21 protein-coding genes and 1 pseudogene are annotated in these 22,194 nt (G+C 70.8%); 7 read left to right on the plus strand and 15 right to left on the minus strand.

What is annotated here, in order from left to right:
• From FIF60_RS18335 to FIF60_RS18345, 3 genes and pseudogenes are all read right to left on the minus strand, one after another.
• Positions 1-500 (minus strand): annotated as a pseudogene (locus FIF60_RS18335) (hypothetical protein); the annotation flags it as partial.
• Between the two features lie 90 nt (positions 501-590).
• Entirely contained in the window at positions 591-836 is a 246-nt protein-coding gene (locus FIF60_RS18340) for a DUF3297 family protein (RefSeq protein ID WP_144299739.1), read from the minus strand.
• A 73-nt stretch (positions 837-909) separates the two neighbouring features.
• Entirely contained in the window at positions 910-1,650 is a 741-nt protein-coding gene (locus FIF60_RS18345) for an SDR family NAD(P)-dependent oxidoreductase (protein ID WP_144299740.1), read from the minus strand.
• Between FIF60_RS18345 and FIF60_RS18350 the strand changes: the two genes are divergently transcribed.
• Entirely contained in the window at positions 1,649-2,386 is a 738-nt protein-coding gene (locus tag FIF60_RS18350) for a TetR/AcrR family transcriptional regulator (protein ID WP_239451700.1), read from the plus strand. The genes FIF60_RS18345 and FIF60_RS18350 overlap by 2 nt on opposite strands.
• Positions 2,387-2,416: 30 nt before the next feature.
• On the opposite strand, the gene ribA is transcribed toward FIF60_RS18350, so the two are convergent.
• A complete protein-coding gene (gene ribA, locus FIF60_RS18355) occupies positions 2,417-3,604 on the minus strand; it encodes a GTP cyclohydrolase II (protein WP_239451701.1) in 1,188 nt (395 codons plus the stop codon).
• Positions 3,605-3,905: 301 nt separating this feature from the next.
• On the opposite strand from ribA, the gene FIF60_RS18360 reads away from it, so the two are divergent.
• Both FIF60_RS18360 and FIF60_RS18365 read left to right on the plus strand, forming a co-directional pair.
• Entirely contained in the window at positions 3,906-4,625 is a 720-nt protein-coding gene (locus FIF60_RS18360; protein WP_144299741.1) for a response regulator transcription factor, read from the plus strand.
• An 89-nt stretch (positions 4,626-4,714) separates the two neighbouring features.
• The gene (locus FIF60_RS18365; RefSeq protein ID WP_144299742.1) at positions 4,715-7,009 is read left to right on the plus strand and encodes a heavy metal translocating P-type ATPase; all 2,295 of its coding nucleotides are present in this window, start codon (positions 4,715-4,717) and stop codon (positions 7,007-7,009) included.
• Here FIF60_RS18365 and FIF60_RS18370 read toward each other — a convergent pair.
• The 3 genes from FIF60_RS18370 to FIF60_RS18380 all read right to left on the minus strand — a co-directional run bounded on the left by FIF60_RS18370 (position 6,996) and on the right by FIF60_RS18380 (position 9,983).
• Positions 6,996-8,036 (minus strand): efflux RND transporter periplasmic adaptor subunit, encoded by a 1,041-nt coding sequence (locus tag FIF60_RS18370; protein WP_158639292.1) that lies wholly within the window; start codon positions 8,034-8,036, stop codon positions 6,996-6,998. The two genes, FIF60_RS18365 and FIF60_RS18370, sit on opposite strands and share 14 nt — an antisense overlap.
• Positions 8,037-8,103: 67 nt before the next feature.
• Complete coding sequence (locus tag FIF60_RS18375; RefSeq protein ID WP_144299744.1) at positions 8,104-8,817, minus strand: ABC transporter ATP-binding protein; 714 nt, start codon at positions 8,815-8,817, stop codon at positions 8,104-8,106.
• A complete protein-coding gene (locus tag FIF60_RS18380) occupies positions 8,814-9,983 on the minus strand; it encodes an ABC transporter permease (protein ID WP_144299745.1) in 1,170 nt (389 codons plus the stop codon). The genes FIF60_RS18375 and FIF60_RS18380 overlap by 4 nt, the downstream gene beginning before the upstream one ends.
• A gap of 115 nt (positions 9,984-10,098) precedes the next feature.
• Between FIF60_RS18380 and FIF60_RS18385 the strand changes: the two genes are divergently transcribed.
• Together FIF60_RS18385 and FIF60_RS18390 are read left to right on the plus strand one after the other, a co-directional pair.
• Complete coding sequence (locus FIF60_RS18385; protein ID WP_144299746.1) at positions 10,099-10,737, plus strand: TetR/AcrR family transcriptional regulator; 639 nt, start codon at positions 10,099-10,101, stop codon at positions 10,735-10,737.
• Positions 10,738-10,876: 139 nt separating this feature from the next.
• A complete protein-coding gene (locus FIF60_RS18390) occupies positions 10,877-11,566 on the plus strand; it encodes a hypothetical protein (protein WP_144299747.1) in 690 nt (229 codons plus the stop codon).
• A gap of 19 nt (positions 11,567-11,585) precedes the next feature.
• Here the strand turns inward: FIF60_RS18390 and FIF60_RS18395 are convergent, their stop codons facing one another.
• The 6 genes from FIF60_RS18395 to FIF60_RS18420 form a co-directional block, all read right to left on the minus strand.
• A complete protein-coding gene (locus FIF60_RS18395; protein WP_144299748.1) occupies positions 11,586-12,530 on the minus strand; it encodes a hypothetical protein in 945 nt (314 codons plus the stop codon).
• Positions 12,531-12,592: 62 nt separating this feature from the next.
• Positions 12,593-13,261: an RraA family protein gene (locus FIF60_RS18400; protein WP_144299749.1), complete on the minus strand. Its 669-nt coding sequence runs from the start codon at positions 13,259-13,261 to the stop codon at positions 12,593-12,595.
• A gap of 11 nt (positions 13,262-13,272) precedes the next feature.
• Positions 13,273-14,046, minus strand: coding sequence for an ABC transporter permease (locus FIF60_RS18405; RefSeq protein ID WP_144299750.1), 774 nt, complete (start codon positions 14,044-14,046; stop codon positions 13,273-13,275).
• Positions 14,043-14,882: an ABC transporter permease gene (locus FIF60_RS18410; RefSeq protein WP_144299751.1), complete on the minus strand. Its 840-nt coding sequence runs from the start codon at positions 14,880-14,882 to the stop codon at positions 14,043-14,045. The genes FIF60_RS18405 and FIF60_RS18410 overlap by 4 nt, the downstream gene beginning before the upstream one ends.
• Positions 14,879-15,904, minus strand: a complete 1,026-nt coding sequence (locus FIF60_RS18415) for an ABC transporter ATP-binding protein (protein ID WP_144299752.1) — start codon at positions 15,902-15,904, stop codon at positions 14,879-14,881. The genes FIF60_RS18410 and FIF60_RS18415 overlap by 4 nt, the downstream gene beginning before the upstream one ends.
• A 20-nt stretch (positions 15,905-15,924) precedes the next feature.
• Entirely contained in the window at positions 15,925-16,989 is a 1,065-nt protein-coding gene (locus tag FIF60_RS18420; RefSeq protein WP_144299753.1) for an ABC transporter substrate-binding protein, read from the minus strand.
• A gap of 153 nt (positions 16,990-17,142) precedes the next feature.
• Here FIF60_RS18420 and FIF60_RS18425 point away from each other — a divergent pair, with 153 nt between their 5' ends.
• The gene (locus FIF60_RS18425; protein ID WP_275426726.1) at positions 17,143-19,032 is read left to right on the plus strand and encodes a potassium transporter Kup; all 1,890 of its coding nucleotides are present in this window, start codon (positions 17,143-17,145) and stop codon (positions 19,030-19,032) included.
• Between the two features lie 176 nt (positions 19,033-19,208).
• Positions 19,209-20,024, plus strand: a complete 816-nt coding sequence (locus FIF60_RS18430) for an EAL domain-containing protein (protein ID WP_144299754.1) — start codon at positions 19,209-19,211, stop codon at positions 20,022-20,024.
• Here the strand turns inward: FIF60_RS18430 and FIF60_RS18435 are convergent.
• Together FIF60_RS18435 and FIF60_RS18440 are read right to left on the minus strand one after the other, a co-directional pair.
• Positions 19,990-20,676 carry a hypothetical protein gene (locus FIF60_RS18435; RefSeq protein ID WP_158639293.1) on the minus strand — a complete coding sequence of 229 codons (687 nt, stop codon included), beginning with the start codon at positions 20,674-20,676 and terminating at the stop codon, positions 19,990-19,992. The genes FIF60_RS18430 and FIF60_RS18435 overlap by 35 nt on opposite strands.
• Positions 20,677-20,810: 134 nt before the next feature.
• A complete protein-coding gene (locus FIF60_RS18440) occupies positions 20,811-22,067 on the minus strand; it encodes a UbiH/UbiF/VisC/COQ6 family ubiquinone biosynthesis hydroxylase (protein WP_144299756.1) in 1,257 nt (418 codons plus the stop codon).
• Positions 22,068-22,194: the final 127 nt, after the last annotated feature.

Genomic DNA, 22,194 nt, shown 5'->3' on the forward strand with positions numbered 1-22,194 from the left:
CGTGTGGCGAGCGGCAGGGGCTGGAGCGGCGTTCCTGCCGCCGTGGTGATGCCGGCGAAGCGACTCTCGCCCGCGGCGGGGCCTGCGGCCGGTGTGGCCGCCGGGGCCGCCGCGGCGATGGCCGTCGGCGCGGCGGCGGGGGTGTCGCTTCCGCCGAAGCTCACCTGGCCGATAAGCTCCTCGGCCAGCGCGCCGACGGCCGAGGCGATCGCCCCGATCGGCCCGCCGGTGAGAAGGCCGCCGAGCACGCGGAAGGCGGGCTGGATCGTCTCGCCCGTGATCTGGCGGTAGATCCAGCCGACGACAGGGATGTGGTGCAGCGGGTTCAGCGCCGACAGCATCTCGCCGAAGCTGACCTCGGCCGGCATCGGCTCGATCTCGTCGCGCCCGAGCGGCGGCCCGGCGAGCGGCTTCGGCGCGGGGGCGGACGCTGCCGGTGCGTCGGCGCGGGTTTCGCGCGGCACGGGGGCTGTCGGGGCGATGGCGGCGATGCCGGTCATGCGCCCCGCGACGCAACCGCCGTGCCACGGCTCAACCCGTTGGAATCACGCAGCCTTCGGCGCTGGCCGGCAGCGATTGCCGGGCAGGAATCAGCCCTTGAGGTAAGGCTCGACCGTTCCGGAAAGCCTGAGGGTCAGCGGCTGCCCGTGACGGTCCACCGCCTTGCCGGCCGTCACCCGGACCCAGCCCTCGCTGACGCAGTATTCGACCACGTTCGTCTTCTCCGCCCCGTTGAAGCGGATGCCGATGCCGCGGACGAGGAGTGCCTCGTCGTAATGCGGGCTGGCCGGGTCGCTCGACAGCCTGTCGGGCAGGGTGGGCGGTGTCTCGGTCATGGCCGGCGGGGTAGAGCAGAACCGGCCGCGAGGCAATCCGCCGCGGCGGGCTCCGCTTCCAACCCCCTGTCCGTCAGGTTGTCGCGCCGCCGTCGACCGTGAGGATGGCACCGGTGATCTGCCGCGCCGCAGGGCTTGCGAGGAAGGCGACGGCGGCGGCAACGTCCCCGGGTTCGCCATAGCGGCCGAGCGGAATCAGCGACCGCTGGAAGGCGGCGAACTCTCCGTCGGCGGGGTTCATGTCTGTATCGGTCGAACCCGGCTGGACCAGGTTGACGGTGATGTCCCGCGGCCCGAGTTCGCGTGCGAGCCCGCGCGTGAACGCCTGCATCGCCGATTTCGTCATGTAGTAGGCGGTGCCCGTGTCGCCGACGATGCGGTCGGCGCCGGCCGAGCCGATCGTGATGACGCGGCCGCCTTCCTTCAGATGCGGAATGGCGGCCTGCGCGGCGAGCACGGGCGCCCGCACGTTCACGGCAAGCAGCGCATCGATGGCCTCGACGGAGATCTCGGCGATGGCGGCGAACGGCGCGATGCCTGCGTTGTTGACGAGGATGTCGAGGCCGCCCAGGAGGCGCGCCGCCTCGTCGACCGACCGCTTCACCGCCGCCGGATCTGCGCTGTCGGCCTGGATCGCGACCGCCCTGTGGCCCTTGCCTTCGATGGCGCGGACGACCTCGCCCGCGCGGTCCGCCGCGCGCTCGTAGGTGATGGCGACGTTCGCGCCCTCTTCGGCGAGCGCCATCGCGATCGCGGCGCCGATGCCGCGCGAGCCGCCCGTCACGAGAGCGCGTTTTCCAGAGAGATCGGTCATGTCACACCTGTTCTGTATCAAGCGATACAAAAATACGTGCCAGCGTTTGCAGGCAGAAGTCAACGGATTAATATATCGATCGATGCAGAAATCCGGGTCGACAGCGCAGACGAGAGGGGCGGCTGGAGCCCGGCCGCGCGGGCGGCCCCGCGCCTTCGATCGCGCCGCCGCGCTTGCGCAGGCGACACGGCTGTTCTGGCAGAAGGGTTACGAGACCACATCGATCGCCGATCTGACCGAGGCGATGGGCATCGGCGCCCCAAGCCTCTATGCCGCGTTCGGCTCAAAGGAGGCGCTCTACGCCGAGGCGCTCCGCTACTACCAGGAAGCGTATGACAGCCTCGTCTGGGCCAGCTTCATGGCGGCGGGCTCGGCCCGCGAAGCGGTGCGTCTCCTGCTGAGGGATTCGGCCGCGGCCTTGACCGGCAATGGAGATCACCCGCTCGGCTGCATGATCGCGCTCTCCTCGGTCGGCAGCGAGGGGCACGAGGAACTCGGTGCGCTCGTGCGCTCGGCCCGCGCAGCGGGCCGGGACCGGGTCGAGGCGCGTCTCGCGCGGGCGGTGGCTGAAGGCGAGATCCCCGTCTCTGTGGACGTCGCCGGCCTTGCGCGCTTCGTGCAGACCGTCCAGGCCGGCATGTCGATCCTCGCCCGCGACGGGGCGGACCGCGCCGAGCTCGAAGCGGTCGCCGACATCGCGATGCAGGGATGGGATGCCCGGGCGTGCGGTGCGTGACGCTCGCGCCGCCGGCTGTCCCTCCAGTCCTCAGAACAGGTGGCCGAAGCGCTCCGCCTTTGTGCGCAGGTAGCGGGCATTGTGCTGCGTCGGCGGGAAGGCGTGCGCCACCCGGTTCGCAACCACGATGCCGCAGGCCTCGAGCGCGGCCATCTTGTCGGGGTTGTTGGTCATGATGCGCACCTCGCCAAAGCCGAGGTCGCGCAGCATGGCGGCGGCGATCATGAAGTTCCGCTCGTCCGCCCCGTAGCCGAGCCGAGTGTTCGCGTCATGCGTGTCGGCGCCCTCGTCCTGCAACGTGTAGGCGCGGAGCTTGTTTACGAGCCCGATGCCCCGCCCCTCCTGCGAGAGATAGAGCAGGACGCCCGCGCCCTCGTCGGCCATCGCCTTCAGCGCGCCGCGAAGCTGCGGCCCGCAATCGCAGCGGAGTGAGCCGAGAAGGTCGCCGGTGAAGCACTCGCTGTGCAGGCGGACGAGCGGCGGCGCAGCGGCGCCCCAGGGGTCGCCCACGACGATCGCGAGATGCTCGGTGCCGCCATCGGCCGGGCGGAAGGCGATGATGCGCGTGCTCGCGCTGTCCTCGAGCGGAACGGACGCCTCCGCCACGCGCGCAAGGGTGGCGGCGACCATGTCGGGATAGCCGAGAACCTGCGCGGCGGGCACGGCGAGAAGGTCATGCCGGCGGCCGAACGCGATCACGTCGCCGCCGGTGTCGACCGGGGCGGCGAGCACGGCGGGAAGCAGGCGCGCGAGCTTGGCGAGATGGATCGCCGCGGCCGCTGCCTCGGTTGCCGCGGGTCCGGCAAGCTCCGGCTTCGCGGCCGGGGGCTCTGCCGTCGGGTCGGCGAGGCTGCGGAGCTCGGATGGCGTCACCGTCGGGGAGACATGGAACGCGACGGCCGGCACGTCGGCCCCGCCCGGCGCAGGGCGGTGAAGCACCGCAGCGGCACGGGCCGGAGCCAGAAGCAGCGTCGGCGCCTGTCGGCCGAGCGCTGCGAGACGCGCGATCGTCGCCGGCGAGGCGAGCTCGGCCGCGGCGACGAGCCAGGCGCCATCCTCGGCGAGAACAAGTGCCGCAGCACCGCGCCGCAACTCGGAGACGGCACGGTGAACCTGGCGCAGCGCGCGCTCGCCCTCCTCCTGCGTCGCCTTCGGCATCGGCAAGGCACTCTGGGATGGCGTCGCCTGTGCAGCGGCGAGCGTAGCAATCGGTGACATCGTTTACCTGTACCTCCGGGCGGAGTCTGCGGACGCGATCGGGGCGCAAGCAAGGCAGAGAGGATGAGCCCCCGAAAGCGTGACCCCTCTACAACGCGCCCGCGATCGGGACGTTTCCGAGATGGTGAATTCCTTCACTCCGGCAACCTCCCACGCGAATACGGCGTTTCCTGGAGCACGGATGCGGTTATCACGGGATCGTGCACCGGAAAGGACCGGTTCGGGTCTGCACCCCTGCGCCTTGCCCGGCCACATCGCAGGCTGGCACAGTGACGCAACAGAGAAAGGACTCTGTCATACCATGGCGCTAGCGCGACCGATCCTGATCGTTGACGACGACCGCGCGCTCCGCGAGACGCTGGCCGAGCAGCTGCGCGCCGAGGGCGAGTTCGAGCCCTACGAGGCCGAGGACCTCGCCGCGGCCGATGTCGCGCTCGCCGGTGGCGCGGCGCGCTTCGACGCCGTGCTGCTCGACGTGGCGCTGCCCGACGGGGACGGGCGGGACTATACCCGCCGCATCCGCGGCCAGGGCGTGAAGGTGCCCATCATCATGCTGACGGGCCACGACACCGAGGCCGATACGATCAAGGGCCTCGATTCGGGAGCGAACGATTACATCGTCAAGCCGTTCCGCCTCGGCGAGCTTCTCGCCCGGCTCAGGCGGCACCTCGCGATCTTCGACAATTCCGACGACGCGGTCTTCTCCATCGGGCCGTACACGTTCCGGCCCGCGGCGAAACTGCTGCTCGAGGGCGCCCGGAATCGCAAGATCCGGCTGACGGAGAAGGAAGCCGCAATCCTCAAGTTCCTTTACCGGGCGGATGGCAAGCCGGTGGCGCGCCAGGTGCTGCTGAACGAGGTGTGGGGCTACAACGCCGCGGTGACGACCCACACGCTCGAGACGCACATCTACCGCCTTCGCCAGAAGGTGGAGCCGGACCCCGCGAACGCGCGGCTGCTCGTGACGGAGAGCGGCGGCTATAAGCTCAACGCCACCTGGGTGCCTGCGCCGGCGGCCTGAGCAGGCTGGCTGACGGGGCTGCAATGACGGGGCTGCAATGACGCGGGCGACATAGCGCGCGGCCCCGGCCTCGGGCTACTGCTTCGTCCATGACGGAGCGGATCGGAGGTCAACGATACCTCCTGCTGGGCTGGGTGCTTCTCGGCCTCGCGGTCGGGGCGGTGCTCGCCCTCGCCGGACTGCCTCGTGAGGCGTCGCTCGCCTGGGCGGCTGCGGCGCTGCCGGTCGCTGCGCATGTCGCGCTCGGCATCGTCCGGGCGCTCGGAGGCGGGCAGCTCGGCGTCGATGTCATCGCGCTCGCGGCCATTCTCGGCGCCGTCGCGCTGGGGGAGACCGCTGCCGGCGCCGTCGTCGCGCTGATGGTCGCGGGCGGCGAGGCGCTCGAGGCCTGGGCCGAGGGCCGCGCCACACGGTCGCTCTCCGACCTGCTCGCCCGTGCCCCGCGCACCGCTGCCCGGATTTCCGATGGCGAGGTGGAACAGATCGACATCGGCGAGGTCGCTCCGGGCGACCTCCTGTTTGTGCGCCCGGCGGAGACGGTTGCGGTGGACGGCACGCTCGAGGACGCGGAGGCGACGCTCGACGAAAGCACGCTGACCGGCGAGGCGATGCCGGTGCAGGCGAGGCAGGGCGCGGCGGTCCGCTCGGGCGCGGTCAATGCCGGGCCGGCCTTCACCCTGCGCGCGACCGCCACCTCCGAGGCCTCGACCTACGCCGCGATCGTGCGCCTGACGCGCCAGGCGGCCGAGGAGCGACCGCCGCTCGCCCGCCTCGCCGATCGCTGGGCGCTCGGCTTCCTTGCCGTCACCGCCGCGCTTTCCGGCACCGCCTGGATCGTTTCCGGCGACCCCGTGCGCGCGCTCGCCGTGCTGGTCGTCGCCACCCCCTGCCCGTTGATCCTCGCGGCTCCCATCGCGCTGATGGCGGGCATCGGCCGGGCGGCGCGGCGTGGCATCGTGGTCAAGGGCGGCGGCGCGCTCGAGCGGCTCGCACGGGTGCGCACTGCGCTGTTCGACAAGACCGGAACGCTCACCCCGGGCCGACCGCGGCTTGCCTCGACCGAGCTCGAGGAGGGCCTCGGCCGGGACGAGGCGCTGCGCTTCGCCGCCGCGCTGGCGCAAGGCTCGACCCACCCCGTCTCGGCAGCGCTCGTCACTGCCGCCAAAGGCCTGTCGGTGCCGCTCGCCGACAGCGTGACCGAGCATGCCGGCGGCGGCGTGTCTGGCCGCGTCGAGGGGCGGGACGTCCTGCTCGGCAGCGAGGGATTCCTCGATGCGCAGGGCGCAGGCCCGAGCGACGGGCTCGGCGGCTCGGCGGCGATCGCGGCGGCAGGAAGTGTCGCCTGGCTTGCCCTCGATGGCCGCGCCGTCGCCGCCTTCGTGATGGCGGACGGGCTTCGCCCCGAGGCGCCGCGCGCCATCCGCCGCCTGCGCGCCGCGGGCGTGACGCGGCTCGTGATGGTGACGGGAGACCGTGCCGCAGCCGCCGCGCCCATTGCCGCCGCGCTGCGCTTCGACGCGGTGCTGGCCGACCTTTCGCCGGAGGACAAGATCGCCGCCGTGACGGCCGAGCGTGCCGCGGCGCCGACGGCGATGATCGGCGATGGGGTGAACGATGCGCCCGCGCTCGCCGCCGCCGATGTCGGCATCGCGATGGGCGCGCACGGCACCGCGGCCGCCGCAGAGGCGGCCGATGTCGTGCTGCTGGTGGACAGGCTCGACCGCGCGGGCGAGGCGGTGGCGATTGCCGTGCGCTCCCGCAGCGTCGCGGTCCAGTCGATCGCGCTCGGCATGGCGCTGTCGGGCATCGCCATGGTCGTCGCCGCAGCGGGCTACCTGCCGCCGCTTGCCGGCGCGCTCGTGCAGGAGGGGATCGACGTCGCCGCCATCCTGTTCGCGCTCACCGCGCTGCGGCCCGGGCGACAGGAGCATCGGCCGGCGACGGTGAGCGGCGACGCGGAGCTGGCCGAGCGCACGGGCGAGCATGCGCGGCTGCGCGCGCTCGCGGGCGAGCTGCGCGCCGCGGCGGATGCGGTGTCGCAGGGGCGGGAGGTTCTGCCGCGGCTCGAAGCGGCGGAGGCGGCGATCCGCGCAGAGGTCCTGCCACACCAGCGCGCCGAGGAGGCGAACCTCTATCCTGCCGTGGCGCGCGCCCTTGGCGGGCGCGACCCGATGGCCGCGCTCGCGCGCATGCATGCCGAGATCGAGACGATGTCGGGCCAGCTTGCCGCGCTGCTTCGCCTCGCCGCGACGGAGGAGGGCTGGCGCAGTGCGGCGCCGGAGCTGAGGCGCGTGCTGTTCTCGCTCGATGCGCTTCTCACGCTGCACATCGCCGCGGAGGAGGAGGTGCTCGCCGAGGTCTCACCGGAGGTCAGCGCGCACTGACGCGGGCGGCGAGCTCCGGCCCGCGCGCCGCCACAGCACGCGGCGGGGCCTCGATGAACACGTCGAGCATCTGCCCCACCGTGGCGGGAAGCGCGCCAGGCTCGAGCCGGTAGATCACCTCGACCACGCGCGTATCAACGCGCTCTCCCGGCGCGTTGGAGAGGAAGCGCTTCTGTCGCGCCAGGGGCTCGGTGCGAACGAAGGCGAGTGGCGCGGAGAGCGAGCCGTCGCCGCGCAGGAAGCCGCGCGCCTCGGCGCCGGATGCGATGCGGTGCGCGTCGGTCTCATCCACCTGCACGCGCACGTGCAGAGGCTCGATCGCGCCGAACAGGACGAGCGGCTCGGCGAGCGCCGCGCCTTGCGCGAACTCGCCGCGGCGGACGTTCAGCCGGAGCACCGTCCCGGCGAAGGGTGCGCGGATGACGGTCTTGTCGAGGTCGACGGCCGCGCGGTCACGCTGCGCCTCGGCGCGCGCGATGGCGGCCTCGGCCGAGGCGATGCGCGCCTCCGCCAGCCTGATCTGCGCCTCCGCCTTGCGGCTGTCCGCCACCGCCGTCTCGATGCGCTGGCGCGAGGCGGCGATGTCGGTGCGCGCGAGGCTCTGGTAGCGCGCGGCGTCGGAAGCGGCGCGCTCGCGCTCCGCCCGTGCCGAGGCGAGCGTCGCCTCAGCCTCGCGCCGCTCTGCCCGCGTGGCGGCAAGCGCTGCCTCGGCCTCGGCAAAAGCTGCGCGAAGCCTGCGGTCATCGAGCGAGAAGAGCGGCCCGCCGGCCTCGACGCGCTCGCCCGGCGCGACATGGATGGCGGCGACGAGTCCGGAGAGGTCGGTTCCGATCGCCACCGTCTCGCTGTTCGGCTCGACCTCCCCCAGGCCCGCGACGGCGGCGGCATAGGGGTTCGTGACGGGAACCGAGGGCGGTGCGGTTCGTTCCGGCGCGCCTGGCTGGCCCATGATCGACCAGGTGGTGAACAGCACGCCCGCGAGCGCAAGGCTTGGAAGAACGAGCCCGCCGAGACGTCGTTTCGCCATCGTTGCTCTCCTCATCGCGGCATGCGGCGACGCCGCATGCCAGGGCCGCGGCCGGCGTTTGAAGGCATCAATGCACCAGCTTGCGGATGGAATCCGGATCATCGAGCACGTCCGTCACCCGCCCGTCCTCCATCATCGCGAGGCGGTCGGCGAAGCCGTAGATGCGCGGGTCGTGGGTGACGACTACGACGGCGCGGCCGGGGCTGCGTGCAGCGTCGGAGAGCAGCTCCATCGCCGTGCGGCCCGAGGCGGCATCCAGTGCCGCGGTCGGTTCGTCGCAGACGATGAAGGCCGGGTCGTGCACGAGCGCGCGGGCGATCGCGACGCGCTGCATCTGCCCACCCGAGAGCTGGCGCGGCTGCTTCGATGCATGCGGCCCCATGCCGAGGCGCTCGAGCATCGCCCGCGCCCGTTTCTCCGCGTGGCTGAGCCGTTCGCCGCGCGCAACGAGCGGCACGGCGGCGTTCTCCGCGGCGGTGAGGCTCGGCAGCAGGTTGTACTGCTGGAAGATGAAGCCCACCGTCTCGCGCCGGAATGCGGCGAGCGCGCCGGAGGAAAGGCCCGCGAGATCGCGCCCGCCGACGCGCACCGCGCCTTCGGTCGCGGAGAGGATTCCGGCGAGGATGGAGATCAGCGTCGTCTTGCCGCAGCCGGAGGGGCCGACGACGAGCATGAGCTCGCCCGCGCGCACGTCGAGATCTATGCCGTGCAGAACGCGCAGGCGCTCGTCTCCCGCTGCGAACTCCTTCACCACCCCCCTTGCCTGAACGATGACGCTCATGAGCGGAACACCACGGCCGGGTCGAGCACAAGCGCGCGGCGGATGGCGAGCAAGGCGGAGCCGAGGATGATGAGCGCGACCGCGACGGCCGCTCCCGCCGCCACCTGCCAGACCAGGAAGAAGCCGCGGAGATCGACATTCGTCCGGCTCGTGATCTCGAAGAACGCCGCCGCCATGCCGATGCCGATGGCGAAGCCGAGAACGCCGATGGCGGCGCCCTGCAGCAGCACCATGCGCAGGATCGTTCCGTTCGCCACACCCATCGCCTTCAGCGCGCCGAACTGGCGCAGGTTCTCGAGCACGAAGATCGTGAAGGTCTGCCCCACCACGGCGGCGCCGATGACGAAGCCGAGCACGACGGTGATGCCGAAATTGATCGGGATGCCCGTGCGCTGCAGGTAGTAGCGGATCGTTTCCCAGGCGAAACCCCGCCAGGTGAGCGCCTTCAGCCCCGTCTCGGCCTCGATGCGCGCGGCGAGCGCGGCATGGTCCTCGCCCGGCTTGGCGCGCACGAGGATGTAGGAGAGCGGCTTCCTCGGCGGTGGGGCGAATCTCAGGGCTTCCGAGTAGCGCGTGTAGACGACGGGGAAGGTCGTGAACGGCGCCGACGCCTCCGCCGTGCCGACGATGGTGGCGCGCCTGTCGGCCATCTCGAGCGTGCGGCCGATGTCGGAGGGGCGTGGTGCGCCCTTCTCCTCGGTTCCGTTCTCTGGCCAGATGAACAGCGCGCCGACGCGGTCGATCACCACCGCGCCGGGGCGGCGAAGATCCTCGACCGAGCCCTCGAGCATGCGCGGCGGCGCGCCCGCAAGCGTCGCGTCATCGACGCCGAGAACGAACACCTGCTGCAGCCGCCCGTCGGGCGCGCGCGCGACGGAGAGCGCCTTGAAGAACGGCGTAGCCCAATCCACCCCCGGAACGGAGCGGACACGCCACAGCGCGCTCTCGGGAAGCGGCTCGGTCTCCTCGACATAGATGATGCGCGGGTCCATGACCCAGAGATCGGCGTCGGTCACGTCGATCACCTGCGCTGCGGTGCGCAGCATGAGGCCGACGAAGATCGAGGCCTGCTGCGTCATCAGCATGACGGCGAAGGCGACGCCGAAGACGAGGCCGAGATACTTGGCCCTGTCGCCCGTCAGCATACGCCAGGCAATCGCGCCCATCACGCCACTCCTGAACGGTGTTCATCTGAACGCCGTTCATGTACGGGGTGGCGCGGCCTGGATGCAAGCCCTAAAGTGAACCCTGTTCAATTCGAGGGGGGCAGGCTTGGCGAGGGTGAAGGCGAAACCTGGCCGATCACGGCGGCGAAGCGCCGAGGACAGGCGCGCCCAGGTTGTCGCCGCGGCGCGGAAGCTGATGGTCCGCCACGGCGTCGACGCCGTCTCGATGCGGGCGATCGCGACCGCCGCCGGCGTCTCGCCTGCCGCGCTCTACCTCTATTACCCCGAGAAGCTGTCGCTGATGGCCGCGGTGGTCGATGCGCTGTTCGAGGGGCTTCTCGCCGAGTTCACGCGCGCCGTCACGGAGGCAGCCGCGCGGCCCGAACCCTTCGCACGGCTGACGGCCCTGATGCGCGCCTATTGCGATTGGGGCCTCGCCCATCCGGACGAGTACAGGCTGATGTTCATGACGCCCGTCGTCGGCGTTGCCGGCCACAGGCCTGGCGAGCCGGATGGCCGGCCGGTGTCGCCGAATGGCGCGGCAACGTTCGGCGCGCTCGCTGAGGAGGTGGAGCGGCTGATCGCCTCGGGCCACGCGCGGCCGGGAGACGCGGCCCTGATGGCGGAGCAGATCTGGGCGGCCGGCCACGGCGTGGTCGCGCTGATGATCACCTTCCCCGAGTTCGAGTGGAGCGACCCCGCGACCCTTCGCGCGGCGATGACCGAGACGATCCTCCGCGGCATCTCCGCCTGACCGGTGTTCTGCCTCACCGGGCAGGCCGGCGAAGATGGTCACGCAATCACAACCCTAAGTTTGTGATTGAAGCGTCACGTCGCCCCATGGTTGCTTTCCTCTCGATCATCCCTCTCCTCGACGAAGGAACGACCTTGCCATGGCCTCGCTTTCAGCCGCGCAGATCGCCTTGCTGCGGAGCATCCCAGCAGGGCAGACCAAGACGATCCAGGGCCCAGCCCGGAATGAAGCCTGCCGCGACTTTGCCCTCACCGGAGGCACCGGCAACAACAGGGTGCTGAAGGTCTTCAGCATCATCAACGCCGAGGACGCCCAGATGCTGAACATCGCGATGCAATCCGCCGGCGACAACAGCATGGGCGGCGCGTTATCCGCAGCCAAGACCACTTGGGCGCAGAGGCAGTACAACAAGTTTCATGGCAATCCATACCAATACCAGGCGAACGGCAAGCAGTACCTGCCAGCCGCTGGAAAATACAACGTTCAATACGTGGTCGATAAGGTCATCAAGAAGGCCATCGAGGAATGCGGCCTGACCCGCGCCTGGACTGACATCGGCACCCACTACTACCTCTGCATGCATTGGCCGACGGCAGACGGCGTTGCCGAGGAGCACTGGTGGATCGAAGCGTACGGCTATAACATCGAGATCATCCCCAGTTGGGCCGATCTCAAGATCCTGGCCGCGAACGAGCAGGATCCCGATCCTGCCCATTATTCGCAGGTGAGGATCGGCTTGCGCGGGCTTCTGCCGGCCCACATCGCCCGGATCGACCACGTGCTGAACAACGGCGTGCTGGTGCCGACGCCGCAGGGCGGCTGGCACTGACCGGCGCCGAGGCGGCGCCTCAGAACGGATAGCAGGCGGCGAGCGCGGACCGGATCGCTGCGGTCGAGCCAGAGAGCGACAGCGTTCCCTGCCTGCCGCCGTTGATCAGGATCGGCACCGAGGCGTCGTTGCCCGCGAGCATGCGTGGCAGGCGCGAGGCGCGCAGGTCGGCATACCAGGCATTGGCCGCGGCGCCCTGAAGCGGGCGGATCGGCGCGTCGATGCGGCCCGAGGAGAAGGCGAAGCTCACCACCGTCTGCCCCTGCGGCGGGCGCGCGCGCAGCGTGAACACCGCAATCGGCACGGGGCCGTTGCAGACGAGCGCGAGACCCGCGATGACGCCGGGGCCTGTCGCCATCGCCGCGTCGCCGCGACCCTGGACGGGGCGGAGCTGCCAAGCCGCTGCGGCGCCTGCACCTGGTGCGGCGGCCTGCTGCTGTTGCTGCCGCTGTGGCTGCTGCTGCTGGCGCGGCGTCGCCTCGCGGGCCGCGCCCAGCCCGCCGACCTGCGACATGGTCTGGCCAGAGGCGGCGTAGCGCCGCTCGCAGACGTCGGGGCCGCGGTAGTTGATGCCGCAATGGCTCGCGAGCCACATCATCTTCATCGCCGGCGGCGAAACGGAGCGGTCGATCTCCCAGGCATGGACATTCTCGAGATACGCGCGTCGGTACCCGCCCTGGCCCGAAAGGAACACCGCGAGCGGGCAGGCCTGGCCGGCGCAGAGGGCGGTGAAGGCGCCCTCGCAGTTCATGCCGTTGACGGAAAGGATGTAGTCAGGCTGGCCGTCGCCGTTCAGGTCCTCGCGCGTCACGAACTCCGGCCCTGCCACGGGGCGCCCGCCGAAGCTCCGGCACTCGGCGAACCACTCGTTCTGCTGCGTCGACATCGGCGGCGGGAGAGCTTGCGCGGCGGCCCCGCCCGCCCCGAACAGAAGCAGAGCCAGAACGATCCCGATGCGTGACATGGCGCCGCCCCCCGCCCGTGAGGCGGCAGTCTAGACCCTTCCGACGACGCAGTGAACCGGGCCTACTCCAGCCCCTTCAGCACCATCGTCGTCGCGCCCGACAGATCGCCGAGCTTTGCGCCGGCCTTCACCTTCTCCTGCGTCGCGAGCCCGCGCGCCTGCCGCGCAATTGCCGCATCGGCCTCCGCTTCCGCCTCGTCGCGCGGCAGGACGAGAACGCCGCTCTCGTCGGCGAGGATGATGTCGCCCGGGTTCACCGCCACGCCGCCGCAGGAGATCGTGACGTTCATCGCGCCGCCGAGATCGTAGAGGCGCGTGGTGATCGGGGCGAGGCCGCGGCACCACATCGGCAGGTCGCTGTCACGGATCTCGGTGAGGTCGGTGCAGGGGCCGTCGACGATGCCGCCCGCGGCTCCCGCCGCCTTCGCAGCGACGGTGACGCCGCCGCCCCAGCAGGCGTGGCGGTCGTCGCCCAGCCGGTCCACCACCAGGATGTCGCCGGGGCGCAGCAGGCCGAGCGCATGGTGCAGGAGCGTGCTGTCGGGGCCCGGGATCGCCAGCGTCACCGCCGGGCCCGCGATGCGACGATCTGGCAGCAGCGGCTGGATGGCGCGGGTCATGAAGCCGCGATGCCGCCAGTGCCCGATCGTCGCCGTCTCCGTCTGCATCAGCTTGGCGTGCACGCGTGGCTCGAGCGGCTCCGGCATCGGGCCGATCGTGTACTTGGGCATCGTTTCGTCTCCTACTTGCTGACCGTTCGCGTGAAGCCCACCAGGCGCTCGACGAGCAGCACCACGGAGATGCTGAGCAGGATCAGCACCACCGCGAGGGCTGCGACCATTGGGTCGGTGTGGCCCTCGACATAGCGGTACATCTCGACGGGCAGCGTCGAGAGCCGCGGGCCGACGATGAAGAGGCTGATCACCACCTCGTCGAAGCTGATGAGGAAGGAGAGCGCGGCGGCGGCGATCAGCCCCGGCAGCGCCAGAGGCAGGGTGATGCGGAACGCCACCTTCAGCGGCGTCGCGCCAAGCGTTGCCGCCGCATCCTCGAGGTCGGGCGGAAGCGTGGCGAAGGCGGTCGTCATGATGCGCACGACTAAGGGAAGCGTGACAGCGAGATGCGCGAGCGCGAGGCCGGGCCACGTGCCGGCGAGGCCGTAGGGGAAGAACACGAGAAGGATGCCGAGGCCGACCACCAGCGTGGGCAGCAGCAGCGGCGCGGTGAGCGCGGCGAAGATCGCACCACGTCCGGGGAAGCGCAACCGCGCGATCGCGTAGGCGGCGGGAACGCCGATGGCCAGCGAAAGCGTGGTGACGATCGCGGCGAGGATGGCGCTCCGCTGCATCGCCGCCATCATCTGCTCGTGCTCGAACAGCGTGGCGAACCAGCGCAGCGAGAGGCCCGGCGGCGGGAAGGTGAGGAAGCGGTCCGACGAGAAGGCGATGGCGACGACGAAGATCGCCGGCGCGAGCAGGAACCCGTAGGCGGCGATGACGAGCGCGCGGAAGATCATGCTGCCACCCTGCGCGTCAGCACGGTGTAGGCGGCGAGGACGAGCAGCGTGAGAGAGAGCGCGTAGAGCGCCATCGCCGCCGCGGCGGGCCAGTCCACCGCCTGCATGGCGAGGTCATAGATCTCGGTGGCGAGCACGAACACACGGCCGCCGCCGAGCAGCTTCGGCGAGACGAAGGCGGAGAAGGACAGCACGAACCCGATCAGCCAGCCGAGCGCGATGGCCGGAAGCGACAGAGGCAGCGTCACCCGCAGGAATACGCGCCACGGCGGCGCGCCGAGCGTGGCGGCGGCCTCTTCCACCGTGCGGTCGAGCCGCCCGAAGCCGGCCAGCAGCGACAGAATCACGTAGGGCATCACGCTTTCGGTGAGCCCGATGACCACGCCCGTCCAGTTGTTGATCAGCGGCACGGCACGGTCGACCAGGCCGAGCGAAAGGAGCGCCGCGTTGATCAGCCCCTGGTCGCCCAGCACCACGAGCCAGCCGACGACGCGCACGACGGAGGAGACGAGAAGCGGCGCGACGGCGAGGATGGCCAGGAGCGGGCGGAAGCGGCTTTCGGTACGGAACAGGAACAGCGCGATCGGGTAGGCGATCAGCGTGGCGAGGCTCGCGCAGAGCAAGGCGAGATGGGCGGAATTGCGCGTGAGCTCCCAGGTGAAGCTGTCTGCGAAGAGCGTCCGGAAGGTATCCAGCGCCACCGCCTCGCGCATCGCGCCCGAGCCCTCGGACACGTAGAGCGCGATGCGCCCGATCGTCGCGATCGGCACGACGAACACCGCGACCAGCGCCAGCAGCGCCGGCGCCAGCAGCAGGAAGGGAAGTGCCCCTTTCATGCCGGGAAGCGAAGCGTGTCGGACGACGACCAGGCGAGGCCGACCGGTGCGCCGACATCGAGGCCCCGCCAGAGGGGCGAGGCTCCCGACACCTCCGCGGCGAGCGGGCCGAGCGGCGTGGCCGCCTGTACCTGAACGATATCGCCGATATAGGTGATGCGTCTGACCGTGCCCGAGGCCGCGTTGTCGCCCTCCGCCGCCGCGCCCTCTCGCAGCAGCCGCACGCGGTGGGGGCGCACCATCGCCGTCTCGCCCGCGCCGAGCGGGCCCTCGCGCGTCATCACCGGCGCGGGGCCGTCGATCGCGTTCATCCGCCCGATGAAGCTCGCGACGAAGCGCGTCGCTGGGCGCTCGTAGATCTCCTCCGGCGTTCCGCGCTGCTCTATGCGCCCGCGGTGCATCACCGCCACCGTGTCGCAGATCGACAGCGCCTCGGTCTGGTCATGCGTGACGAACAGTGCGGTGGTGGCCGAGGCGCGCTGGATGTCGCGGATCTCGCCGCGCATCTCCTCGCGCAGCTTGGCGTCGAGGTTCGAGAGGCACTCGTCGAGCAGCAGGAGGCGCGGGCGGATGGCGATGGCGCGCGCGAGCGCGACGCGCTGCTGCTGCCCGCCGGAGAGCTCACGCGGCCGGCGATGGCCGAGCCCCTCGAGCCGCGTGAGGCGAAGCGCCTCGGCGACGCGCGCCTGCCGCTCCGCTTTCGGCACGCCCTGCATCTCGAGGCCGAAGCCGATGTTGCCCACGGCATCCATGTGCGGGAACAGCGCGTAGGACTGGAACACGAGCCCGATGCCGCGCGTGTGCACCGGCGCGGCCGTGATGTCCTCCTCGCCCAGGCGGATGCGGCCGCGGTCGGCCGGAACGAGGCCGGCCACCATGCGCAGCGTCGTCGTCTTGCCGCAGCCCGAGGGGCCGAGCAGGGCGAGGAACTCCCCCTCCTCGGCCTCCAGCGTCAGGCCATCGACGGCGGGCGGGGCGGTGCCATAGGCCTTGGTCAGGCCCTCGAGGGCGAGGCGCGCCACCGCGGCTTAGCGCCCGGCCGTCATCGGCCACCGGCTGAGATCACCTCGCGGCGCCAGCGGTTGTTCCAGGTGTCGCGCAGCTTCACGACGTCGGCCCAGTCGAGGTCGATCACCCGGTCGCGGTACTCGGGCGCGGCGGCGGTGCGCGCGAGTGCCTCGGGCGCGATCTCGGCACGCGCGTTGGTGGGGCCGTAGAACATCCGCTCGGTGAACGCCTTCTGCGCCGGCTGCGACAGCGCGTGATTGACGAAGGCGAGCGCTGCGGCGCGGTTCGGCCCGCCCTTCACCACGTTGATGGTGTTGATCTGGAATGCCGTGCCCTCTTCCGGCAGCATCACGCCGATGCGCCCGTTCGACTGGTCGCGGTAGAGCTGGCTGCGCGCGTTCCAGCCGGTCGCGTAGGTCACCTGGTCGTTGAGGATGAGGGAGTAGCCGTCCGGCCGCGGGTCGAAGGTCTGCACCAGGGGGGCGAGGCCACGCAGCCTCTCGATGGCCTTGTCGACCCCGCGCCGGTAGTCGCCCCCCTCCATCTTCTCGACGATCGCCGTGAGCACGAGGCCCTGGATGTTCGGCGGCGCGGAGATGGCGATGCGCCCGCGGAGCTGCTCGTTCCACAGCGCGCGAAGCGAGGTCGGCGCGGGGCTGACCTTCGTGGTGTCGTACACGATCACGAAATGGTCGAAGGTGACGGCGGGGCCGCACTCGCCTCCGGCCTGCCGGGCGAGGGGGACGAGCTCCTCCATCACCGGCACCTCCGCCGGCGTGAGCTTCTCGACGAGGCCTTCGGCGCAGGCGATGGCCGCCGTGGTGATGTCCATGATCACCACATCGGCCTGCGGCGCCGTGCGCTGGCTGCGCAGCGTGCCGAGCATCACCGCCGAGGTGTTGGGCGCGAAGTAGGTGACGTTCACGCCGGGGTTCGCGGCCTTGAACGGCTCGACGACCACGGCGGTGTAGTTCTCCTGGAAGATGCCGGTATAGGCCATCAGCGTCATGTCGCCGCGAAGCTGCGCGAGCGCCGGGGCTGCCGGCAGCGTGGCGAGGCCGAGCAGGGCGGCAGCGAAGGCGGTTGCCGGGCGGGACATGCGAGCCTCCTCGATCGTTCCTTCGGGGCCACAAGCCTAAGTGCCGGGGCGCATGGCTGTCATCCCCCGGCGGGCCCGCATGCCGTCGCGCTTCCAGGCGCGCCGCGTCTCGGCTACACCCTGCGCCCCGGGAACCACGATGGGGACACGAAGGTGTCTGTCTCGGCCAACGCTCAGGGCAGCGCGACCGCGCCCAGGATCACCGTTCTTCTCGGCGTGCTCGGCGTCGTCTACGGCGACATCGGCACGAGCCCGCTCTACGCGATGAAGGCCTCGCTCTGGAACTTCGCTCAGGGCGGGCTGCGCCAGGCCGACGTGCTGGGCGTGACAAGCCTGGTCATCTGGTCGCTCGTGCTGATCGTGACGGTGAAGTACATCGGCATCGTCACCCAGGCCGACAACAAGGGCGAGGGCGGTATCCTTGCGCTGATGGCGCTAGCCACGCGCGCATTGAAGCCGGGCCCCTTGCGGCGCACCGCGACGATGATCGGCATCGCCGGCGCGGGACTGTTCGTGGGCGACGGGGCGATCACGCCGGCGATCTCGGTGCTCTCCGCCATAGAGGGGCTCGAGGTCGTGAACCCGGCGTTGCACGCCTACGTCGTGCCGCTCGCTGTCATCGTGCTGATCGGCTTGTTCGCGGTGCAGTATCGCGGCACCGGAGCCGTCGGCATCGTGTTCGGGCCGATCACCGCGGTGTGGTTCCTGACGCTTGCGGTGCTCGGCGTCGGCGGCATCGTGCGCAACCCCGAGGTGCTCGCCGCCGTCTCGCCCACCTACGGCGTGTGGTTCTTCGTCAACCATCCCTGGCCGAGCTTCGTTGCGCTCGGCGCGATCGTGCTCGCCGTCACCGGCGCCGAGGCGCTCTACGCCGACATGGGACATTTCGGCCGCACGCCGATCGTTCAGGCCTGGCTGTTCTTCGTGCTGCCGGCGCTGGCGCTGAACTATCTCGGGCAGGCGGCGCTCCTGCTGCGCGACGCCGGGGCACTGGAGAACCCGTTCTACCTGCTCGCGCCGGCCTGGTTCCGCCTGCCGCTCGTGTTCCTCGCCACCGCCGCGACCATCATCGCGAGCCAGGCGATGATCACCGGCGCGTTCTCGATCGCCCGGCAGACGATGCAGCTCGGCTTCTCGCCGAGACTCACGGTGCGCCACACCTCGGGCGAGGAGGCCGGGCAGATCTACATGCCGCAGGTGAACGCCATGCTGTTCGTCGGCGTGATGCTGCTCGTCGTCGGGTTCCGCCGTTCCGAGGGGCTCGCCGCGGCCTATGGCATCGCCGTGACCGGCACCTTCGTCTGCACCTCAGCGCTCGGCTTCGTCGTAGCGCGCAAGGTGCTCGGCTGGAGCCGGGTGAAGACGCTCGCCACCTTCGGCGTGTTCCTCGTGATCGACCTCGCCTATTTCTCCTCGAACCTGCTCAAGATCCCCGAGGGCGGCTGGGTACCGATCCTGATCGGCGTGACGCTGTTCGCGCTGATGACGTCCTGGCGCCGCGGACGTGACCTGATGTTCGAGAAGTGGCGGGCCGACAGCCTCCCGCTCGCGGGCTTCCTCGCCCGCCTGCCGCAGAGCCGCACCATCCGCGTTCCCGGCACCGCCGTGTTCATGACCGGCAACCCCGACTTCGTGCCGAACGCGCTGCTGCACAACCTCAAGCACAACAAGGTGCTGCACGAGAAGGTGCTGTTCCTGACGGTGCTGACAGAGGACGTGCCGACCGCGCCGGAGGAGAGCCGCGCGACGGTGGAGGAGCTCGCGCCCGGCATCCATCGCGTCATCCTCCGCTACGGCTTCATGGAGAGCCCGAACATCCCCCGCGCGCTGGCCGACCTGAAGTCGGAAGGCATCGAAGCCGACCCGATGCAGGTGAGCTTCTTCCTCGGCCGCGAAACCGTCGTGCCGGCCGCCTCGCCGAAGATGTCGCGCTGGCGGCACTGGCTGTTCATGGTGATGGCGCGCAACGCCGTCTCCGCGACGGAATTCTTCCGCATCCCGTCCGACCGGGTGGTCGAGCTCGGCGTGCGCATCGCCATCTAGAGCCGTTGCCAGGCGGGTGGATACGCCTCTCTCCGACCCTTGCGAGCATCCTCGCGCATCCGGCTTCGGCCAGCCGCATGCGATCTGCTCCAGCTTGCGTTAACGGCCTTTAACCGGAGCTTAGGCGCCGGCATGGACTATCCCACCGGAATGGAACTCAGTGCCTGGTGGGTGTGATGGACGAAGCGACCGGATGCGAGGGCTGCCGTGCGGGAGAGAAGTTCCCGATGCCCTTCACCATGGCCTACCAGCCGGTGGTGCGATACAGCAGCGGCACCATCGCCGCGCATGAGGCGCTGATCCGCGGCGTGAACGGCGAGGGCGCCCGCTCGGTGCTCGACCTCGTCTCCCCCGCAACCCGCTACGCATTCGACCAGGCCTGCCGCGTCAAGGCCATCTCGCTCGCCGCCAAGCTCGGGCTCGACACCCGGCTCAACATCAACTTCATGCCGAACGCCATCTACGATCCCGCGGCCTGCATCCGGCTGACGCTCGCCACCGCCCGCAAGCATGGCGTGCCGCTCGATGCGCTGACCTTCGAGATCACCGAGGACGAGCGGGTGTTCGACAACGAGTTCATGCGCCGCGTCATCTCCGAGTATCGCCGGCACGGGTTCCGCATCGCGCTCGACGATTTCGGCTCGGGCTATGCCGGGCTCAACACGCTTCTCGAGCTCGCGCCCGACGTCGTGAAGTTCGACCGCATGCTCGTGCGCGCGATCGACAAGGACCCGCAGAAGCGCATCCTGACGACGGGGATGGTGCAGGTGTGCCGCGACATGGGGCTCGAGATCACGGCCGAGGGCGTGGAGACACAGGGCGAGCTCGAGGTGCTGCTCGATGCCGGCGTCGACCTGTTCCAGGGCTTCTACTTCGCCAAGCCCGCCTTCGAGCGGCTGGTGACGGTAGACGAGATCGCCCCGCTCGCCGGCCGTGCTGCTCCCACTCCGCCGCGCGTCACGCCGCTTCCCGCTGCCTCCGCTGCTGCCTGACGGCGCCGAGCGCGGCGAGCGCTGCTGCGACCACCCATGCCGTTCCAGGCTCGGGGATCGGCGCCGCACGCCTGATGTCCGCCCCGCTGCCGACGACGTTGTTCGCCGCGTTGCCGGGCTGGAAGCCGCCCGTGCGGTTCGTGTCGTTCAGCATGTCGGTGAGCGTGTCGTAGGTGACGATCGTTGCGGAGATCTGGCTCTCGCCCTCGAAGTTGAAGACGCTCCAATAGGTCTCGCCGTCCGAGCCGGTGCCGACGACATTGTTCGCCGCATTGCCCGGCTGGAAGCCGCCCGTGCGGTTGGTGTCGTTCAGCATGTCGATGAGCGAGCCGTAGGTGACGATCGTTGCGGAGATCTCGCTCTCGCCCTCGAAGTTGAAGACGCTCCACCAGGTCGTGCCGTCGGAATCGCTGCCGACGACGTTGTTCGCCGCGTTGCCGGGCTGGAAGCCGCCCGTGCGGTTGGTGTCGTTCAGCATGTCGGTGAGCGTGTCGTAGGTGACGTAGACGGAGGAGAGCGCGCTCTCGCCCTCGAAGTTGAAGAGGTTCCAGTAGGCGGCCTGGGCCGGAGCAGCGGCGAGGCCTGCGAGCGCGAAGCCGAGCACAAGCCGAGGCGCGGCTCGGGTGGCTGCCAAGCGTGACGACGGGTTCATCGTTCTTTTCCCCCCGCGCCTGGCAGCCCGGACTGCCGGACGGTTGTTGCGGAAGCCGTCCCACCCCAGGGGCGTCGAACGCTTCCGTAGCGGAACGATAGCAGCGGGAAAGCCCGGGCGGCAACGCCGGCCCGTCAGGCCGCGTCGCGCAGGCCCCTCAAGGGCGAGAGCGAGGCCATCGGCGAAAGCCCCATCGCGGTGCGCATGAACAGCCGCTTCAGCGGCGGCACCTGGTCGACCACCGCGAGGCCGAGGGTGCGGGCGAGCCGCACCGGGCCGAAGCCGGTGGAGAACAGCCTGTCGAGCGCGTCCGTCGCCGCAAGCATCGCGACGTTCGCCGGCCGCCGCGCCGCCTGATAGCGCGCGAGCACCGCGGCCGAGCCCGGGTCCTCCCCCGCGCGCACGGCGGCCGCGATCACGTCCCCCAGCGCGCCGACATCGCGGAAGCCGAGGTTCAGCCCCTGCCCCGCGATCGGGTGGATGCCGTGCGCCGCGTCCCCCACCAGCGCCAACCGGGTGTCGGTGTAGCGGTGCGCGACCAGCGCCGAGAGGGGGTAGCGCCAGCGCAGGCCGACGGGGTCGACCCGGCCGAGATGGTCGCCGAACCGGCGCGCCACCTCGCGGGCGAAGCGCTCGGGCGGCAGCTCCCACACCCGGTCGATGATCGCGGTGCGGTCCGACCAGACGATCGCCGAGGTGCGGCCGTCCCCGCCCTCGCCGGGCAGCGGCAGGATCGCGAACGGCCCGCCTGGCAGGAAATGCTCGACGGCGACGTTCAGGTGGCTCCTCTCATGCCGCACGGCGCAGACGATCGCATCCTGCCCGTAGTTCCAGCGCGATACGGGGATGCCCGCCTCCGTGCGCAGCGCGCTCTGCCGCCCCTCCGCGGCGACGACGAGCCGGGCGGCGATGACCGTGCCGTCCTCGAGCCGCACCTCCGCCCCCTCGGCCCCACGCGTGACCGAGGCGATCCGCGCTGGCGCGAACACCGAGAGGCCGGGCAGCCGCGGAAGCTGGGCGTTCAGCGCGATGCGGAGATGGCGTGCCTCCACCATCCAGCCGAACGCGTCCTCGCCCACGTCGGAGGCGGAGAAGTGCAGGTGAAGCGGGCTCGCCGGGCGGCCGACCAGCCCGTCCGACACGCGGATCTGCCGGATCGGGCAGGGCGCTGCGCCGAGCCTCACCCAGACGCCGGCCTGCTCGAGCACCGCGCGCGAGGTGAGCGCCACCGCGTAGGCGCGGCCGTCGAACTCCGGCAGCTCCATCGGCGGCAGCGCCGCCTGGTCGATCACCGCGGCGGAGACGCCGGCTTCGGCGAGGAGGCAGGCGAGGGTGGCCCCGACGGGCCCCGCCCCGACGATGCAGACGGTCGCGGTGACATGCGTGCTCATGCCGGAAGCATATGGCCGCGCCTCGCCCGGGCGGAAGCGCCCCGCCCCGCGCGCCTTCCCCAGCCGGGCGGATCGCGTGCGTGTGCCTAAGTTTTGTGCAGCACTCTGCGCGCGACCGGCGCAACCG

Source organism: Elioraea rosea (assembly GCF_007644105.1).
Classification (GTDB): domain Bacteria; phylum Pseudomonadota; class Alphaproteobacteria; order Acetobacterales; family Acetobacteraceae; genus Elioraea_A; species Elioraea_A rosea.

Bases quoted from the DNA above. Each gene is read 5' to 3' on its own strand.
- FIF60_RS18340 (WP_144299739.1), bottom strand. From the start codon at position 836: ATGACCGAGACACCGCCCACCCTGCCCGACAGGCTGTCGAGCGACCCG.
- FIF60_RS18350 (WP_239451700.1), top strand. From the start codon at position 1,649: ATGTCACACCTGTTCTGTATCAAGCGATACAAAAATACGTGCCAGCGT.
- FIF60_RS18345 (WP_144299740.1), bottom strand. From the start codon at position 1,650: ATGACCGATCTCTCTGGAAAACGCGCTCTCGTGACGGGCGGCTCGCGC.
- ribA (WP_239451701.1), bottom strand. From the start codon at position 3,604: ATGTCACCGATTGCTACGCTCGCCGCTGCACAGGCGACGCCATCCCAG.
- FIF60_RS18360 (WP_144299741.1), top strand. From the start codon at position 3,906: ATGGCGCTAGCGCGACCGATCCTGATCGTTGACGACGACCGCGCGCTC.
- FIF60_RS18365 (WP_144299742.1), top strand. From the start codon at position 4,715: ATGACGGAGCGGATCGGAGGTCAACGATACCTCCTGCTGGGCTGGGTG.
- FIF60_RS18370 (WP_158639292.1), bottom strand. From the start codon at position 8,036: ATGGCGAAACGACGTCTCGGCGGGCTCGTTCTTCCAAGCCTTGCGCTC.
- FIF60_RS18375 (WP_144299744.1), bottom strand. From the start codon at position 8,817: ATGAGCGTCATCGTTCAGGCAAGGGGGGTGGTGAAGGAGTTCGCAGCG.
- FIF60_RS18380 (WP_144299745.1), bottom strand. From the start codon at position 9,983: ATGGGCGCGATTGCCTGGCGTATGCTGACGGGCGACAGGGCCAAGTAT.
- FIF60_RS18390 (WP_144299747.1), top strand. From the start codon at position 10,877: ATGGCCTCGCTTTCAGCCGCGCAGATCGCCTTGCTGCGGAGCATCCCA.
- FIF60_RS18395 (WP_144299748.1), bottom strand. From the start codon at position 12,530: ATGTCACGCATCGGGATCGTTCTGGCTCTGCTTCTGTTCGGGGCGGGC.
- FIF60_RS18400 (WP_144299749.1), bottom strand. From the start codon at position 13,261: ATGCCCAAGTACACGATCGGCCCGATGCCGGAGCCGCTCGAGCCACGC.
- FIF60_RS18405 (WP_144299750.1), bottom strand. From the start codon at position 14,046: ATGATCTTCCGCGCGCTCGTCATCGCCGCCTACGGGTTCCTGCTCGCG.
- FIF60_RS18410 (WP_144299751.1), bottom strand. From the start codon at position 14,882: ATGAAAGGGGCACTTCCCTTCCTGCTGCTGGCGCCGGCGCTGCTGGCG.
- FIF60_RS18420 (WP_144299753.1), bottom strand. From the start codon at position 16,989: ATGTCCCGCCCGGCAACCGCCTTCGCTGCCGCCCTGCTCGGCCTCGCC.
- FIF60_RS18430 (WP_144299754.1), top strand. From the start codon at position 19,209: ATGGACGAAGCGACCGGATGCGAGGGCTGCCGTGCGGGAGAGAAGTTC.
- FIF60_RS18435 (WP_158639293.1), bottom strand. From the start codon at position 20,676: ATGAACCCGTCGTCACGCTTGGCAGCCACCCGAGCCGCGCCTCGGCTT.
- FIF60_RS18440 (WP_144299756.1), bottom strand. From the start codon at position 22,067: ATGAGCACGCATGTCACCGCGACCGTCTGCATCGTCGGGGCGGGGCCC.